Source organism: Streptococcus sp. NLN64, assembly GCF_015831295.1.
In the GTDB taxonomy this organism is placed as follows: Bacteria; Bacillota; Bacilli; order Lactobacillales; family Streptococcaceae; genus Streptococcus.
This window is the reverse complement of the sequence record NZ_JADXDQ010000002.1, coordinates 25691-42306: the sequence shown is the minus strand read 5'-3', so window position 1 is coordinate 42306 and position 16616 is coordinate 25691. Positions and strand designations below refer to the sequence as shown.

Genomic DNA, 16616 nt, shown 5'->3' with positions numbered 1-16616 from the left:
TTTCTGGACTCAAAAAGTCAATTCCTGACTCCTTGAGCTGTTTAACTGAATCAACCACTGTGTCAATGTGATTTCACTAACTAAAATAGAAAGGTTGAGACTTTTGTCTTAGCCTCGCATTTATGGAAGTATTTTATGAAATTAACAAGTTTGCCTTCTGAATTTCAGAAGGCTTTACCTATATTAAGCAAAATTCAAGAGGCTGGTTTTCAAGCCTATTTTGTAGGTGGTTGCGTACGAGATGTGCTTTTGGATCATCCAATCCATGACGTGGATATCGCCTCTTCGGCTTATCCCCAAGAGATTAAAGAACTTTTTGAACGGACAGTAGATGTCGGTATTGAACACGGAACGGTCTTGGTTTTAGAGGGTGGTCAGGAGTATGAAATCACCACTTTCCGGACAGAAGAAGAGTACGTGGATTATCGTAGACCTAGTCAGGTTCATTTTGTGCGCTCTTTGGAAGAAGATTTGAAGCGGCGGGATTTTACCATCAATGCCTTGGCCCTGGATGCCGAAGGAAATTTGGTTGATCTTTTTCATGGTTTAGAGGACTTGGAGACAGAGTTGATTCGTGCTGTCGGTTTAGCACAGGAACGTTTTCAAGAAGACGCTTTACGAATCATGCGCGGTTTCCGTTTCCAAGCTTCTTTAGACTTTGATTTGGAGGCGGAGACCTTTCAAGCCATGATTGCTGGTGCCCCCCTACTTGAGAAAATTGCCATCGAGCGTATCTTTATTGAATTTGAAAAACTGCTCCTTGCCAATTCTTGGGCAAGAGGGCTTTCATCTCTTCTTGCCGCAAAAGCCTATCACTATTTGCCAGGTTTTGCATCGGAGTCTCAAGCCCTTTTTTCTTTTTTGGAAAAAATCAGGTCTGATTTCAGTTTCACCAGTTCGGCACAGGCTTGGGCGGCCATGCTGTATCACTTTGAAAATAAGCAAGTAGCTCCTATTTTAAAGGCATGGAAGACTTCTAGGGATTTCCAAAAACAAGTTTTGGAAATGGTCGAGATCCTCAGGAAACGTGAACAAGGACTTCTGTCCGCTTGGGATTGTTACTCCTATCAAGAAGAACTCCTCTATCAGGCTGAAGAGCTGCGAGCTGCTATGAAGATGGAAACCAATTCTCAGTATTTAGCAGATACCATAGCTGGCTTAACCATTCGAGATAAACAGGAAATCGTCGTCACTGGTAGGACCCTGATTCAGGAAGAAGGGTTCCAACCAGGCCCTCAAATGGGACACGTATTAAAAGAAGTTGAGTTGGCGATTGTCAAGGGAGAATTAACAAATGAAAAAGGGGCTATCCTAGCCTTTGTAAAGGAGCGACTGCATGACTGATTATATTGTGGAGGGACTGACCAAGTCGGTGGCAGATAAGGTCTTGTTTCGGGATCTATCTTTCATTATTCATCCACAGGATAGGATTGGCTTGATTGGTTTAAATGGAACTGGGAAATCAACCTTGTTAGATGTGCTAGCCGGTGTAGCAGGCTATGATGGGGATCGCAGTCCATTCCAGACCAAAACGGATTATGAGATTGCCTATCTGACACAGGAACCGGATTTCCAAGCGGGTGCTAGTATTTTAGATACAGTGCTTTCTAGTCGTCCCAAGGAGATTGCTTTATTGAAGGACTATCAAAACCTGATGGAAACCTACGAGGAGTCTAAGCAGGACAGACTGGATCAACTGGTTGCACAATTGGAAGCACAGGATGTTTGGGGGCTGGAAAGTCAAGCCAAGACCATTCTCTCTAAATTAGGGATGGAGAATCTGCAGACATCTGTGGATGACTTGTCCGGAGGACAGCGCCGCCGGGTACAGTTGGCACAGGTACTCTTGCGGAAGGCAGACTTATTACTGCTAGACGAGCCAACCAACCACTTGGATATTGATATGGTCGATTGGTTGGCTAATTACCTGACCAGTAATAACAGCACCGTTTGCTTTATTACTCACGATCGTTATTTTTTAGATCAAGTCTCTAATCGCATTTTTGAATTGGATCAAGGAAGGCTTGCGGAATACCAAGGAAATTACCAGGATTATGTAGCTCAAAAGGCTGACGAAGAAGAACGAGCGGCGAGTATGCAACACAAGCGTCAACAGCTCTATAAACAAGAGCTTTCTTGGATGCGTCGGCAGCCTCAGGCACGCGCTACGAAACAGGAAGCCCGCATCAAACGATTTGAAAGTCTGAAAAAAGATATGGCTGCTTATCAGACTAAGGATTCATTAGAAATCCAGTTTGAAACCAGTCGGATTGGAAAAAAGGTTCTGGAATTTAAGGACCTGAGTTTTGGATATGAGCAAAAACTGCTCTTTCAAAACTTCAACCTTCTCATTCAAAATCGGGATCGAATTGGGATTGTTGGGGACAATGGAGTTGGAAAATCCAGTCTTTTAAACCTGATTGACGGGCAGCTAGAACCAAGTGACGGTGAACTGATTCGTGGGGAAACAGGTAAAATCGCCTACTTCTCCCAATCTGCAGAAGATCTGGATGAGTCCATGCGGATGATTGAGTATCTGAGTCAGGTCGCAAGCGAAGCGAAGACTTCCAGTGGGAGTGTTAGTATTTCGGAACTCTTGGAACAATTTCTCTTTCCTCGTTCCAGTCATGGTACGCTAATTGGAAAATTATCTGGAGGAGAGAAGAAGCGGCTTTACCTGTTAAAATTACTCATTCAGCAACCGAATGTTCTTTTGTTGGATGAGCCAACCAATGATTTAGACATTGCGACCTTGACGGTTTTAGAGGCCTTTCTTCAACACTTTGCCGGCCCCATTTTAACAGTCAGCCATGACCGTTACTTCTTAGACAAGGTTTCAACAAAACTTTTGGCCTTTGAAGATGGGCAGATTCGTGAGTATTTTGGAAACTATACAGATTATCTGGATGAAAAGAAGTTCAGACAAGAACTCGTTCAAAAGCAGGAATCCCAGACCAAGTCTAGCAAGCCACGAGAACGTGCACAAACCAAGCGGATGACTTACCAGGAACAGCAGGAATGGAAAGAAATTGAAGCAAAAATTGAAAAATTGGAAACCAGAATCGAAGAAGTTGAAAATCAAATGCAGGAAAATGCCAGTGACTACGGGGCCTTAGCTCCTCTTCAATCCGAGCTGGACCAATTAAATGAAGACCTGCTTTATCAGTATGAACGCTATGAATATCTCTCTTCTTTTGAATAAGCTTGAAGTCGCTAGTAGATCTAGCGGCTTTTTTAGGTTGTGAAAGCAAGCAGGATACCAGTTTAAAGTGGTATCTTACTCAAAATACCACAGTACCAGTCTTATTTTGAAGTTTTTACTTGTTTAAAGTACCAGTAAAATCCTTGTGAAAATGCAGGGAATAAGGATATAATATACATAAGGAAAGGAGAAATCATGAAAAAGAATTTGTCCATGCCCTTACATACGCAACTAACGGATCAATTGATGGAAGCGATTAGAGAAATGCGTATTCACGAAAAGCTCAGCTCAGAACGCGAACTCTGCAACCAGTTTCATGTCAGTCGAACCACAGTTCGAAAATCACTAGCAGAATTGGAAGATCTGGGCTACATCTATCGTAAACATGGTCAGGGAACTTTTGTTTCAGGATTATGGAAGCGCAAACAAAATCTTCTGGATTCCTATAATTTTAACCAGCATATGGTGAATTTGGGGAAACAGCCCTCTGATCAGATTGAATATTTTGAACTGGTTCAGGCCCACAAGAAAGTGGCAACTTACCTTCATATTGAAGAACAAGATTTGGTATACAAAATCAAACGCCTCCGACTAGCAGATGGTGAGGCTATGATGTTTGAAACATCCTATCTACCAGCTCATCTTTTTCCGAACTTGACCAAGGAGCGGATCCAGGAAAAGGGGCTTTATAAAACCCTGGAAGAGGACTACGGCCAACGAATCGTTTACGCGGATGAACTCTTCTCAGCCGGTCAGATTGGTGAAAATGTCACCCAATATCTGAATCAGCCGATCTCAACTCCCTGCCTCAATATTCGACGCGAAACCTTTAACCAGGAACGCAAAATCATTGAATTGACCTTTACTACCGCTCGAAGTGACCAATTTTCCTATAAAGTTCGCCACTTCAACACCTATTTGGAATAGGAGGATCTTATGTTCCAAAAAACAAAAGAAGAACTCGAAAAACTCGGTGCCTGGATTACCACCTCTGAAATTAAGCAGGAGCCTGAACTTTGGCAAGAGTTATGGGATTCTTATGAAAAACAAGAAAAGCAGCTGCAAAACTTCTTAGCAGGGCTACTCGATCAACATAAACGGTTACGTGTTATCTTCACGGGAGCGGGAACGTCTGCCTATGTTGGCGATACCATTCTGCCCTACTTGAAAGAAGTAGCCAATGAAGATCAACTTGATCTACAGGCGGTCCCTTCTACCCACCTTGTCTCAAATCCAAGACAATATTTTAAAGAGGACGTACCAACTCTCTTGGTATCTTTCGCTCGTTCCGGAAATAGCCCAGAAAGTATTGGAGCTGTTGAAGCAGGGCAATTCCTGGTAAAGGATTTTTACCAGCTAACCATTACTTGTGCCCCTGAAGGACAATTGGCTCAACGTGCACAAGGTGACAGCCACAACTATCTCTTCCTTATGCCAGAACGATCCAACGATCAAGGATTTGCGATGACCGGTAGTTTCACCTGTATGACCTTAGCCAGCTTACTGGTATTTGATCCAAGTTCCTTGGATGTCAAAAAAGACTACGTACAACAAGTGATTGCTTTGGGACAACGTGCATTCGGTTTTGAAAGCGTTTTAGAAGGAATCGTAAAAAAACCATTCACACGCCTCGTCTACCTTGGATCAGGTGCTCATGCAGGTATGGGACGAGAAGCTCAGTTGAAAATTTTGGAATTAACAGCGGGTCGTATTGCAACGGGCTTTGATTCTTCACTTGGTTTCCGACACGGTCCTAAATCATTTGTCGACAAAAACACCGTTATCTTTACCTTCGTTTCTAACGATCCATACACACGCTTGTATGACAGAGACATTCTGCTAGAATTAGCAGGAGATCAACAAGCACTCGAGGTAGTTGCAGTGGAAGTCGGAGCGGTTGAAGAGTTTGATGGAACGCACTTGACCTTTGATAAGGTTCACTCCAACTTACCAGATGCTTATCTTGCAGTGGCCTTTGTGTTGGTGGGGCAAATCTTTGCCTTGCACGCTTCCATTAAGGTTGGTAACCTACCGGATACGCCATCCCCTACCGGCACCGTAAATCGGGTGGTCAAGGGAGTGACTCTCTATCCCTTAGAAAATAAATAAAAGGAGATTCTTATGTCTAGTTTTCGACCAAGTTCTACAAAAGTAGAAGCTCTCAAACGTTTAGCCGATCAAGAGGGGGTTTTTGGTGCCCTAGCCATTGACCAACGTGGCGCCCTCCAACGGATGTTATCTCAGGGTGGACAATCACTAGGATCTGAAGGAGTTATGCATTTTAAGGAATTGGTTAGTCAAGAATTGACACCTTATGCTTCCTCCATTCTCTTAGATCCTGAGTACGGCCTTCCCGCTTCACGCGTACGAGCTGAAGAGGCGGGTTTACTCTTAGCTTATGAAAAAACGGGATATGATGCCAGTGAACCAGGCCGTTTTCCGGACCTGATTGATGACCTTTCCGTTTTGCGAATCAAGGAAGCTGGTGGAGACGCGGTAAAACTTCTCCTTTATTATGATGTAGATGAAGATGCGGCCATTAATGAGCGCAAACATGCCTTTGTCGAGCGTGTGGGAAGTGAGTGTTTGGCGGAGGATATTCCTCTTTTCTTAGAGCTCTTAACTTATGATGCTCAGTTAGACGATGTGACTGGTCCCGAGTTTGCTAAGTTGAAACCACACAAAGTCAATGAAGCGATGCGTGAGTTTTCAAAAGATCGCTATAAAGTTGATGTTCTCAAAGTGGAAGTTCCTGTCAACATGAACTTTGTAGAGGGCTTTAACCAAGATGAAGCGGTTTATAGCGAGGAAGAAGCACAAGCAGCATTCCAAGATCAAGCACAGGCGAGTCACCTTCCATTTATCTTCCTAAGTGCAGGTGTTTCTGCCAAATTGTTCCAAGATACCTTGGTCTTTGCCAAGGAAGCCGGCTCTAATTTCAATGGTGTCTTATGTGGGCGGGCTACTTGGAAAGATGCAGTTGGTATCTATGCGCAGGATGGAGAAGAAGCTTGTCGTGAGTGGCTACGTTCTCAGGGGCGGCAAAATATTGAAGAGCTCAATGCTGTTTTAAAGGATACAGCACAGGCTTGGACAGAAAAATTTTCAGAAAACTAACAAACTAATATATTGACATGATTTGAAGAAAAAGCTAGAATGAAAGTAGGAAAACGCTTTCTGTCTAGTGAGGGAAGAAATATGGAAACATTTTCAGTAGCCCAGGATTTTCTCCTTAATGGAGAACCCTTCCAGATTCTATCGGGAGCTATCCATTACTTTCGTATCCCACGTGAAGAATGGTATCACTCTCTATACAATCTTAAAGCTCTTGGATTTAATACGGTTGAGACTTATGTTCCCTGGAATCTCCATGAATCCAAGGAAGGAGTCTTCAATTTTGAAGGTCAGAATGACCTGGGTGCCTTTCTTGATTTGGCTCAGGAAATTGGTCTCTATGCCTTGATTCGGCCCTCTCCCTATATTTGTGCAGAATGGGAGTTTGGTGGCTTACCAGCTTGGCTTCTGACCAAAAACATACGAATTCGTTCCAGTGATTCGCAGTTCCTAACTTACGTAAAACGCTATTACCAACAATTAGGTCCAATTTTAGCCTCTCGGCAGCTGAATCGTGGGGGGAATATCCTCATGTTTCAAGTGGAAAATGAATATGGATCGTTTGGGGAAGATAAGGACTATCTCAGAAGCTTAAAAAGGCTAATGGAAAAGCAAGGCTGGGATATGCCCTACTTTACCTCAGATGGAGCTTGGTTAGCTACGCTTAAGGCTGGAACACTACTAGAAGAAGGTGTTTTACCGACCGGAAACTTTGGCTCAAAGGCTGAGGAGAATTTTAAAAATCTACAGAACTACATGAAGGAAAATAGTTTTGAAGGCCCTCTCATGTGTATGGAGTTTTGGTTGGGTTGGTTTAATCGTTGGAAAGAGCCGATTATACAACGTGATCCTCAAGAGACTGTCACTGCGATTATGGAAACCATTCAACGTGGTAGCATTAACCTTTATATGTTTCACGGTGGAACCAACTTTGGCTTTATGAACGGGACTTCAGCGCGTGGAAATACCGATTTACCTCAGGTAACCTCCTATGATTATGATGCCATTCTAGATGAAGTGGGGAATCCAACGGAGAAATATTACCTTTTACAGGAAGCACTTGGCCAGTGGAATCCAGATTTGGAACAGACGGAACCTTTGGTAAAACCTCTGATGGAGAGCAGGGTTATCCAGCGGAAACGCAGTGTATCGCTTTGGTCTACTTTGGATCAGTTGACATCCAGTAAAAAATCCCTGTATCCAATGACCATGGAAGAACTTGGACAAGCAACAGGTTATACTCTCTATCGGAAACAAGTCGCTTATGATGGTTACCCGCAATACTATCGCTTGGTCGATGTGAGGGATAGGGCTCAAGTGTTCATTAACCAAATCCCTGTTGTGATTCAAAATCAAGATACCATTGGTGAATCCTTTGAATTTCATTCGCAGGAGCAGATGGACCGCTTGGATATCTTGATTGAAAACCAAGGACGGGTTAACTATGGACACAAGTTACTAGCTCCGACCCAAGAAAAAGGCATCCGAACCGGAGTCATTAAGGATCTTCACTTTTTGGCCGGATGGGAACAGTATCCGTTATCCTTTGACAACAAGATGTTACAAAAGGTGGATTTTGATGGCAATTGGGAAGAGGGTCAGCCTGGATTTCATGAATTTGAATTTGAGCTAGAGGAACCTCTTTCTTGTCACATCGATGTAAGCGGTTTCGGCAAGGGTTTTATTTCTGTTAACGGTCACAATCTGGGGCGTTTTTGGGAGGTGGGGCCCTACCTTAGCCTCTATTTACCAGCAGCTTTTCTAAAAAAAGGGAACAATACCTTGCTTCTATTTGAAAGTGAGGGTGTTATAAAAGACAATATTCAACTCGGACCCAAACCGATTATCAAAGAAGGTTTGGAAGCGCAAAAGGAGGAAAACTAATGGCAATTATCGCAACTCGAATCGATGGACGTTTGATCCACGGACAAGTAGCTAATCTTTGGGCATCGAAATTAAACATTTCTCGTATCATGGTGATTGATGACGAAGTTGCTCAAAATGACATTGAAAAAGCAGGATTGAAATTGGCAGTCCCACCTGGGGTTCGTCTTAGTATCTTACCAGTTGCTAAAGCAGCAGCTAATATCAATGCTGGGAAATATGACTCTCAACGTTTGATGATTGTAGCCCGTAAACCAGACCGTTTCTTAGAATTGGTTGAAAATGGTGTTCCACTTGAGGAGCTTAACGTTGGGAATATGTCTCAAAGTGACGAAACTCGCTCAGTTACGCGGAGTGTCAATGTCACTGATAAAGATGTTGAAGACTTTAAACAATTGCACGCTAAAGGAGTTAAATTGTACCATCAAATGGTTCCAAACGATGGGGCAGAAGACTTCATGGCCTTGCTAAACAAATAGTAGATAGGAGGAATCACTTATGATTCAATGGTGGCAAATCTTACTTCTAACCCTCTATGCGGGTTACCAAATCTTGGATGAATTGACCATTGTGTCTTCAGCGGGATCACCTGTATTTGCAGGTTTTATGGCTGGTTTAATTATGGGTGATCTGCAAACGGGTCTCTTCATCGGTGGATCACTTCAATTGACCGTTTTGGGAGTCGGAACTTTCGGGGGTGCTTCCCGTATCGATGCCAACTCAGGGACTGTTCTTGCAACTGCCTTCTCAGTTGCCCTTAAGATGGATCCATTATTGGCAATTTCAACCATTGCCGTACCCGTTGCAGCTTTGATGGTACAGACTGACGTTCTGGGTCGTTTCATGACCACCTACTTTGCTCACCGGATTGACAAACATGTTGAAGATTTCAACTATAGAGGTATTGAGGTGAACTACCTACTCGGTGCAGTTCCTTGGGCTCTCTCTCGTGCTCTTCCGGTCTTCTTAGCTCTTACTTTTGGAGCTGGAGCGGTTCAGTCAACAGTAGACTTTTTGGAAACTTCCCTTCCTTGGTTGACTAAAGGGTTGACTGTAGCAGGTGGAGCTCTTCCAGGTGTCGGATTTGCAATCTTGCTTCGTTACCTTCCAGTTAAGAAACACTTCCCTTATTTGATTGGTGGTTTCGTCATCACTGCCCTTTTGACCACTCTCTTTGGATACACCTCAACTTTGGGTGGAGCAGTAGCTGGTTTGTCTGAAGACTTTACTGCGAAATTTAACGGACTATCCATTTTGGGAATTGCCTTGATCGGTTTTGCTATCGCCTCTATTCACTACAAGAAACTCATTGAAGCACCAAAAGTAGTGGCAGCAGCCGACCCGAGCGACACAGAGGAGATTGAAGATGATGAAATCTAAATACCAATTAACCAAAGAAGATTTTAACCAAATTAATAAACGGAGTTTGTTCACCTTCCAATTAGGTTGGAACTATGAACGGATGCAGGCGTCTGGTTACCTCTATATGATTCTTCCACAATTGCGGAAGATGTATGGAGATGGTACTGAAGAGCTTAAGCAAATGATGAAAACTCATACCCAGTTCTTTAATACATCCAACTTCTTCCACACCATTGTAACCGGTATTGATATTGCTTTGGAAGAAAAAGAAGGAATTGCTTCTAAAGATGCTGTCTCTGGTATTAAAACCGCTTTGATGGGACCATTCGCAGCGATCGGGGATGCAATCTTTGCAGCTATCATTCCAGCCATCATGGGTGCGATTGCAGCTAACATGGCGATTGAAGGAAATCCAATTGGGGTTTTCCTATGGGTTGCCGTTTCGATGGCTATCAACGTCTTCCGTTGGAAACAATTGGAAATTGCCTATAAAGAAGGGGTATCCCTTGTGACAACCATGCAGTCACACTTGGAAGCCTTGACTGATGCGGCTTCAGTGCTAGGGATCTTCATGGTTGGTGCTCTTATCGCAACCATGATCAATGTTAAAATTGCTGCCGTTCCTGAAGTATTTGGCGTTCAATTGGACATTCAAAATTACCTTGATATGATCATGCCACGGATGGTACCAGCCTTGATTGCTGGTGGAGTTTACTGGCTTCTTGGTAAAAAAGGAATGTCTTCAACAAAGGCTATCTTTATCGTCATTGCTATCATTGTTGCCCTATCAGCACTTGGACAAGCGATTGGTATGGATATCCTAACTAAATAGAAAATGAGGTCCCTATGGAAAAACAATTAATTTTGGTCAGTCATGGTCATTTCGCTACAGAGTTGAAAAAAAGTACGGAAATGATTATGGGACCACAGGACAATATTCATGCGGTTGGACTCTTGGAGAGCGAGGGACCAGAAGACTTTCAAGCGAAAGTTGAAGCCATATTGGCAGCACATGAGGGAGATGAATTCGTTATCTTTGCAGATTTGCAAGGCGGAACCCCTTGTAATGTTGTCAGCCGCATGGTATTGGAAGGTGCCTCACTTGATATCTTCGCAGGCATGAACATGCCCATGGTCATTGCTTATCTCAACTATTTGTGGACTGGACAGGAAGCAGACTTTGTTGAGAAGGCACGGCAGAATACCCTACACGTCAATTCCCTCTTATTTGGAGAGGACGATGATGATTTAGATGAGTAATGCTTATCCTAGATTGAGAAGGTAAGTCTTCTCCAAATCGTAGGAAAACATGGGCAGAAAGCTGATTTCTCAAGGTTTGTGGAAACTGGGAACCCGAACCTTAGAGAATCAGCTTTTTGTTTTTCCATTGAAGATAATGTAGAGTCTTTTAGTTTATCTTTTATTACTGTGTTAGCTCGTCTTGCCGTACTTCAGTACTGTCTGCGACTCGCTGCCTTGTACTAAAAACAAACTAAAAGACTATAATGCCGATGGTCTCAACCTGGAGACCACAGTTCTCCCTTTTATCCTTCGAGGAATTCGTCTCATTGGCATTGATTCTGTTGCCCTTGACCAAAAGAAACGGCAAGAAATATGGTCACTACTGGCCAATGAGTGGAAAATTTCAGGGAATGTGGCGGTTACAATGGTGAAGTTGGAGGCGGTTGTTGAGGTTGCCCAAGAACTTAAGGCTGGACGGCATTTGGGACGGACGATTGTAGAGATTTCTTGACAAGAATATTGGAAATCTATATAGTAGAAACAGACATAAGGAAAGGAGCCTGGTTGATGAATCAAGGCAGTAAATGGGGAGTGATGACTTCGGCTTTTATCTCCATATCAGTAGGGATTTTTCTATTTTTAAACCTAAGGACCAACCTCATGGCCATCTCCTGGCTCCTATCCGTTTCGGTACTGTTCAACGGAATCGCCGGTTTATATTTCTACCGAGGATTGCCGAGTCTGGCAAAGTCTCTTTGGTTGTTACTGGCTGCGGGATTAGAAATCTTAATCGGGGCTTATCTGCTACTTGGTGGATTTCTCAACCTTCCCGTCCTCATTCCAACGATCTTAGGAATTTGGCTGGTGGTGCTTTCTCTGATTCGCTTTGGTCAAGCCCTAGGTCTGCGCAAGGAAGTTCCTATTCTGACTAACTATTTATTTTGGTCCAGTATGCTAGGGGTTGTTTTAGGTTTCTTTCTGATCAACCACCCTATGGTTGGAGGTGGTGTTGCAGCCCTTTTAGTTGCCTCTGCCTTTGTTTATGCGGGTTTGGTACAATTGATGAAAGTTTTGAATAGTTAAAGTTGCTGGGGTCTCCCAGCTTTTTAAAGGGAAAAATGATGAAAAATCAGGTATTGGTTCGTCAAATTATGGATGATGCTATGAACCATGAGTATACGAAACAAGGAATAGCTCCACTATTTCAAGTGCCAGCGTCTGCCAAGGTCGTACTCATTGGCCAAGCTCCTGGAATAAGGGCGCAAGAGAGTCAGATCTTGTTTCATGATCCGAGTGGGGATCGGCTCCGACAATGGATGGGGGTTGATACTGATTGGTTTTATAATTCTGGACAATTAGCAATTTTACCCATGGATTTTTATTTTCCGGGAAAAGGAAAAAGTGGAGATTTACCACCCCGAAAAGGTTTTGCCGAAAAATGGCATCCTCTCTGCTTGAAGCATTTAAAAGAAGTAGAGTTAACTATTTTAATGGGTACGTATGCTCAAAAATGCTATCTAGGAGGGCAAGACGGGGCAAGCTTAACGGAGACGGTTCGAAACTACTCGGATTACCTCCCCAGCTTTTTTCCAATAATTCATCCATCTCCCCGGAATAATATCTGGCTTAAAAAGCATCCTTGGTTTGAAGCAGAAGTCATCCCAGACTTGCAAAAAAGGATCCGTGTAATCATAGCTTGTGACCAATAAAGCAAACGTTTTCCTCTTTTCATAAAGGGCGTTTTTTGGTATACTGATTCTAGTAGAAAAATCGAAGGAGTTCGAAAAATGGAGAAGAAAATTATTGGAATTGACCTAGGTGGAACATCCGTTAAATTTGCAATTTTGACCCAGGCGGGTGAGATTCAAGAAAAATGGTCGATCAAAACCAACATCCTTGATGAGGGTAGCCATATTGTAGATGATATGATCGCTTCCATTCAACACCGTTTGGAACTCTTGAACTTAAGTGCTGAAAATTTCCTTGGAATCGGGATGGGATCTCCAGGCGTTGTTGATCCTAAAGCGGGTACTGTTGTAGGTGCATATAATCTGAACTGGAAAACGCTGCAGCCTGTCAAAGAACAGATGGAAGCAGGCCTCGGCATACCATTCTTTATCGATAACGACGCCAACGTAGCAGCCCTTGGAGAACAATGGGTAGGTGCCGGAAGCAATGATCCAGATGTAGTCTTTATGACTCTTGGTACTGGTGTTGGTGGTGGTGTCATTGCTGATGGAAATCTGATTCATGGAGTCGCAGGTGCCGGTGGAGAATTGGGACATATTGTTGTCGATTTTGATCAACCAATTATGTGTACCTGTGGGAAACCGGGTTGTTTGGAAACCGTTGCTTCTGCGACTGGTATTGTCAACCTGACTCGTCGTTATGCAGATGAGTACGCTGGAGATGCTCGTTTAAAACAATTAATCGATGATGGGGATGATGTAACGGCTAAACTTGTTTTCGACCTAGCTAAAGAAGGGGATGAGTTGGCCTTGATTGTTTACCGTAATTTCTCTCGTTACCTTGGAATAGCTTGTGCCAACATTGCTAGCATTCTAAACCCATCTACAATTGTTATCGGTGGAGGGGTTTCTGCAGCTGGAGAATTCCTTTTGAAAGGTGTAGAAGAAGTCTTCAAAGCGAATGCCTTCCCACAAGTAGCGAGTTCCACCAAATTGTCCTTGGCTCAATTAGGCAATGACGCAGGTGTCATTGGTGCTGCTTCATTGGTTCGCCAATAATAAAAAAGAGAGTGAGTCAGAACGATTTTTACAAATAAAATCGTTCGTCGTCTCACTCTCTTCTATCTTAAAAAGGAAATAGGCAATGACACGCGCAGACAAAATTTTTAAAAGCAATATTCGGAAAATCTTAGATGAAGGTGTGATGAGCGAACTGGCTAGGCCTCAGTACAAGGATGGACGAACTGCCCATTCAAAATACATCACTGGTTCCTTTGCCGAATATGATTTAGCTAAGGGGGATTTTCCCATTACCAGTCTCCGACCAATTCCAATTAAATCAGCGATTAAAGAGATTTTATGGATTTACCAAGATCAATCCAATAATCTAGACCTTTTAAATGAAAAATATGGCGTTCGCTACTGGAATGATTGGGAAGTTGGGGATACCGGGACAATCGGGCAGCGATATGGGGCTGTTGTAAAAGAGCACCGAATCATAGACCGTATCTTAGAACAGCTAGCAGAAAACCCTTGGAATCGCCGGAATGTCATTTCGCTATGGGATTACCAGGCTTTTGACCAGACAGAAGGTCTTTTACCTTGTGCTTTTCAAACCATGTTTGATGTTCGTCGGGTAGGGGAAGATCTCTATTTGGATGCTACTTTAACACAGCGTTCCAATGATATGCTGGTGGCCCATCATATTAATGCCATGCAGTATGTTGCCTTGCAAATGATGATTGCCAAGCATTTTGGTTGGAAGGTCGGTAAATTCTTTTACTTTGTCAACAACCTGCATATTTATGATAATCAGTTTGAACAAGCAGAAGAGCTACTGCGTCGTACGGCCCCTGAACAGACTCCACACTTAGTTTTGAATGTCCCAGATGGAACGAATTTTTATGATATTAGGATTGAGGATTTTGAATTGGTCGGTTATGATCCAGTTCAACCACAATTGAAATTTGATTTAGCAATATGATTAATTTTAAAAAATATGGAATCGAAATGTGGCCTGAAGAGAAAATTCAGGCCTTTCGGTTGGCCTTGCTGACTTGGTATGACCAAGAAAAAAGAGATTTGCCCTGGAGGGAAAATACAGACCCTTATCGCATCTGGGTTTCGGAAATTATGTTGCAACAAACTCGTGTCGATACTGTTATCCCTTATTTTCATCGCTTCTTGAAGACTTTTCCAACTATCCAAGATTTAGCTGCTGCGGAAGAAGAGCTTCTGTTAAAAACTTGGGAAGGTTTAGGCTATTACTCCCGCGTTCGAAATATGCAGATTGCAGCTCAAACCATGGTAGAGGACTATCACGGAAAATTCCCTGAGACTATTGAAGAGATTCGAAAACTAAAAGGGATTGGTCCCTATACTGCAGGTGCCATAGCAAGTATCGCTTTTAACTTACCGGAACCTGCTGTGGATGGTAATGTTATGCGAGTGTTGGCGCGGCTTTTTGAAGTTGATTTGGACATTGGAAATCCAAGTAATCGGAAGGTTTTTCAGGCTATGATGGAGGTTTTGATTGACCCTAAAAGACCTGGTGATTTTAACCAAGCTTTGATGGATTTGGGATCAGATATTGAAGCACCAGTTAATCCAAGACCAGAAGACAGTCCTGTTAAAGAATTTTCAGCAGCCTACAAACATGGAACCATGGACAAATATCCTATTAAAGCACCCAAGAAAAAACCAATTTCCATTTATTTGAAGGCCTTTGTTCTACAAAATCAAGAGGGAAAATTTCTTCTTGAAAAAAATGACCATAGTAAACTTTTGGCAGGTTTTTGGCATTTCCCCTTGTTGGAAGTAGAAGAAGAACAAGAATTGAACTTATTCAATCCCGTATCTGAAGGAAATGACGTTTTAGATGCACGTACAAGACTGGAGGCTGATTATCCTTTCGCTATTGACTGGGAAGAGATCACTTTGCCACAAGTAAAACATGTCTTTAGCCACCGCAAATGGCATGTTGACATCCTGCTAGGTCACGTGCGAGGGAATCCAGACGTACCGGAAGGTAGCCTCTGGGTTTCTGTAGAGGATTTCAGTTCCTATCCCTTTGCGAGACCTCAGCAAAAAATTTGGGAAATAGTCGAAAGCAATCTCAAAGCAACATAAAAAGGGTTCCAAGTCCACATTAACTGTGGATTTGAAACTCTTTTTCTTATATACTCTTTTAGTTTATCTTTTATTACTGTGTTAGCTCGTCTTGCCGTACTTTAGTACTGCCTGCGACTCGCTGCCTTGTACTAAAAGCAAACTAAAAGACTATAGCATTTTCCCGTGAACATCCCAACCTTTTTCTTCTGTTTCCTTAATTGCTTGGATACGACGGAAACCTACGGCATGGTCAGCCATGAAATTGGAGTATTTGAGCCAGAATCCGTCTTTATGATTATCGACTGATCGGATGAACTCATCAAAATCCACTTTTGAATACAGATTTTTACCCGCTGAGAGAACCATCATGGAACGCTTACCTTCAGGTGCATAGTAGTAACCACATCGGTCAGCTGTCCATTCTTGGGCACGTGTAAGGGATTTCTCTAAGAAGAGCATTTTAGCTACAGGTTGAAGAATAGTCCGCCAAGCAGAGACGTGCCCACATTTGATATGTCCAAGTTCATGTGCAAGAATAAAGGCAATGCCTTCAAAATCATTTTCCTTATAGGCGATGTCCATTAAATCAGAATACAGGACTACATAGCCTTTGTGAAGTTGGCATTTGGATGCAAAAGCATTCAAGGTTCCGTCACCATTTTTAAGGTAAAGACGCGGAATTTCTGCCATGACACCTTTTCCATTTCCAAAGCCCATTTCTTTTGCTAATCCAACATAGACTTGGTAGATTTCAGGAAATTGCTTTTCAGTAATTTCAACACCATTGGTAATTTCTTTCCAATAATGGTGTCTGAAAATGACAATGACCGCTAAAAATGGGGATAGCGCACCAATTAAAATAGGCACGGCCCAATCTTCCAGTGGTGATTCTAGGACAAAAACACTCACGAATACAGCTATCCAAGCAAGGATAGTCAGTACGATACATAAGACAATCATCGGCATTTCCGCTCGATGACGAAGCTCTTTAACAGTTATATTTTGTTTCATAT

The 16616-nt window shown here is 42.8% G+C and carries 17 protein-coding genes; 16 read left to right on the top strand and 1 reads right to left on the bottom strand.

What is annotated here, in order from left to right; genetic code table 11:
* Positions 1 to 135: 135 nt before the first annotated feature.
* The 16 genes from I2503_RS00765 (at position 136) to mutY (ending at position 15621) form a co-directional block, all read left to right on the top strand.
* Positions 136 to 1344, top strand: coding sequence for a CCA tRNA nucleotidyltransferase (locus tag I2503_RS00765; RefSeq protein ID WP_196966703.1), 1209 nt, complete (start codon positions 136 to 138; stop codon positions 1342 to 1344).
* Positions 1337 to 3202: an ABC-F family ATP-binding cassette domain-containing protein gene (locus I2503_RS00760; RefSeq protein ID WP_196966701.1), complete on the top strand. Its 1866-nt coding sequence runs from the start codon at positions 1337 to 1339 to the stop codon at positions 3200 to 3202. Before I2503_RS00765 ends, I2503_RS00760 begins: the two co-directional genes overlap by 8 nt.
* 195 nt (positions 3203 to 3397) lie before the next feature.
* On the top strand, positions 3398 to 4129 hold the full coding sequence (locus I2503_RS00755) for a GntR family transcriptional regulator (protein ID WP_196091128.1): 732 nt from the start codon (positions 3398 to 3400) through the stop codon (positions 4127 to 4129).
* A gap of 9 nt (positions 4130 to 4138) precedes the next feature.
* On the top strand, positions 4139 to 5311 hold the full coding sequence (locus I2503_RS00750; protein WP_196966699.1) for an SIS domain-containing protein: 1173 nt from the start codon (positions 4139 to 4141) through the stop codon (positions 5309 to 5311).
* A 12-nt stretch (positions 5312 to 5323) separates the two neighbouring features.
* Positions 5324 to 6319, top strand: coding sequence for a tagatose-bisphosphate aldolase (gene lacD, locus I2503_RS00745; protein ID WP_196966698.1), 996 nt, complete (start codon positions 5324 to 5326; stop codon positions 6317 to 6319).
* Between the two features lie 81 nt (positions 6320 to 6400).
* Positions 6401 to 8200, top strand: a complete 1800-nt coding sequence (locus I2503_RS00740) for a beta-galactosidase family protein (RefSeq protein WP_196966697.1) — start codon at positions 6401 to 6403, stop codon at positions 8198 to 8200.
* Positions 8200 to 8679 carry a PTS sugar transporter subunit IIB gene (locus I2503_RS00735; protein ID WP_196091124.1) on the top strand — a complete coding sequence of 160 codons (480 nt, stop codon included), beginning with the start codon at positions 8200 to 8202 and terminating at the stop codon, positions 8677 to 8679. Before I2503_RS00740 ends, I2503_RS00735 begins: the two co-directional genes overlap by 1 nt.
* Positions 8680 to 8698: 19 nt before the next feature.
* Positions 8699 to 9580: a PTS sugar transporter subunit IIC gene (locus I2503_RS00730; protein ID WP_196966696.1), complete on the top strand. Its 882-nt coding sequence runs from the start codon at positions 8699 to 8701 to the stop codon at positions 9578 to 9580.
* Entirely contained in the window at positions 9567 to 10394 is an 828-nt protein-coding gene (locus tag I2503_RS00725; RefSeq protein WP_196091122.1) for a PTS system mannose/fructose/sorbose family transporter subunit IID, read from the top strand. Before I2503_RS00730 ends, I2503_RS00725 begins: the two co-directional genes overlap by 14 nt.
* Positions 10395 to 10408: 14 nt before the next feature.
* Positions 10409 to 10822 (top strand): PTS sugar transporter subunit IIA, encoded by a 414-nt coding sequence (locus tag I2503_RS00720; protein WP_196091121.1) that lies wholly within the window; start codon positions 10409 to 10411, stop codon positions 10820 to 10822.
* 181 nt (positions 10823 to 11003) lie between these two features.
* Entirely contained in the window at positions 11004 to 11315 is a 312-nt protein-coding gene (locus I2503_RS00715) for a hypothetical protein (RefSeq protein ID WP_196966695.1), read from the top strand.
* 56 nt (positions 11316 to 11371) lie between these two features.
* Positions 11372 to 11887 carry a DUF308 domain-containing protein gene (locus I2503_RS00710; RefSeq protein WP_196966694.1) on the top strand — a complete coding sequence of 172 codons (516 nt, stop codon included), beginning with the start codon at positions 11372 to 11374 and terminating at the stop codon, positions 11885 to 11887.
* 35 nt (positions 11888 to 11922) lie between these two features.
* Positions 11923 to 12513, top strand: a complete 591-nt coding sequence (locus I2503_RS00705; protein WP_196966693.1) for a uracil-DNA glycosylase family protein — start codon at positions 11923 to 11925, stop codon at positions 12511 to 12513.
* Between the two features lie 78 nt (positions 12514 to 12591).
* A complete protein-coding gene (locus tag I2503_RS00700; RefSeq protein ID WP_196091117.1) occupies positions 12592 to 13551 on the top strand; it encodes an ROK family glucokinase in 960 nt (319 codons plus the stop codon).
* Between the two features lie 85 nt (positions 13552 to 13636).
* Entirely contained in the window at positions 13637 to 14476 is an 840-nt protein-coding gene (locus I2503_RS00695) for a thymidylate synthase (RefSeq protein WP_196966692.1), read from the top strand.
* Positions 14473 to 15621 carry an A/G-specific adenine glycosylase gene (gene mutY, locus I2503_RS00690; RefSeq protein ID WP_196966691.1) on the top strand — a complete coding sequence of 383 codons (1149 nt, stop codon included), beginning with the start codon at positions 14473 to 14475 and terminating at the stop codon, positions 15619 to 15621. Before I2503_RS00695 ends, mutY begins: the two co-directional genes overlap by 4 nt.
* Before the next feature lie 150 nt (positions 15622 to 15771).
* Here the strand turns inward: mutY and I2503_RS00685 are convergent, their stop codons facing one another.
* Positions 15772 to 16614, bottom strand: coding sequence for a M48 family metallopeptidase (locus tag I2503_RS00685; protein ID WP_247644652.1), 843 nt, complete (start codon positions 16612 to 16614; stop codon positions 15772 to 15774).
* Positions 16615 to 16616: the final 2 nt, after the last annotated feature.

Bases quoted from the DNA above. Each gene is read 5' to 3' on its own strand.
- I2503_RS00700 (WP_196091117.1), top strand. From the start codon at position 12,592: ATGGAGAAGAAAATTATTGGAATTGACCTAGGTGGAACATCCGTTAAA.
- I2503_RS00695 (WP_196966692.1), top strand. From the start codon at position 13,637: ATGACACGCGCAGACAAAATTTTTAAAAGCAATATTCGGAAAATCTTA.
- lacD (WP_196966698.1), top strand. From the start codon at position 5,324: ATGTCTAGTTTTCGACCAAGTTCTACAAAAGTAGAAGCTCTCAAACGT.
- I2503_RS00730 (WP_196966696.1), top strand. From the start codon at position 8,699: ATGATTCAATGGTGGCAAATCTTACTTCTAACCCTCTATGCGGGTTAC.
- I2503_RS00685 (WP_247644652.1), bottom strand. From the start codon at position 16,614: ATGAAACAAAATATAACTGTTAAAGAGCTTCGTCATCGAGCGGAAATG.
- I2503_RS00765 (WP_196966703.1), top strand. From the start codon at position 136: ATGAAATTAACAAGTTTGCCTTCTGAATTTCAGAAGGCTTTACCTATA.
- I2503_RS00760 (WP_196966701.1), top strand. From the start codon at position 1,337: ATGACTGATTATATTGTGGAGGGACTGACCAAGTCGGTGGCAGATAAG.
- mutY (WP_196966691.1), top strand. From the start codon at position 14,473: ATGATTAATTTTAAAAAATATGGAATCGAAATGTGGCCTGAAGAGAAA.
- I2503_RS00755 (WP_196091128.1), top strand. From the start codon at position 3,398: ATGAAAAAGAATTTGTCCATGCCCTTACATACGCAACTAACGGATCAA.
- I2503_RS00725 (WP_196091122.1), top strand. From the start codon at position 9,567: ATGATGAAATCTAAATACCAATTAACCAAAGAAGATTTTAACCAAATT.
- I2503_RS00710 (WP_196966694.1), top strand. From the start codon at position 11,372: ATGAATCAAGGCAGTAAATGGGGAGTGATGACTTCGGCTTTTATCTCC.
- I2503_RS00735 (WP_196091124.1), top strand. From the start codon at position 8,200: ATGGCAATTATCGCAACTCGAATCGATGGACGTTTGATCCACGGACAA.
- I2503_RS00720 (WP_196091121.1), top strand. From the start codon at position 10,409: ATGGAAAAACAATTAATTTTGGTCAGTCATGGTCATTTCGCTACAGAG.
- I2503_RS00750 (WP_196966699.1), top strand. From the start codon at position 4,139: ATGTTCCAAAAAACAAAAGAAGAACTCGAAAAACTCGGTGCCTGGATT.
- I2503_RS00740 (WP_196966697.1), top strand. From the start codon at position 6,401: ATGGAAACATTTTCAGTAGCCCAGGATTTTCTCCTTAATGGAGAACCC.
- I2503_RS00705 (WP_196966693.1), top strand. From the start codon at position 11,923: ATGATGAAAAATCAGGTATTGGTTCGTCAAATTATGGATGATGCTATG.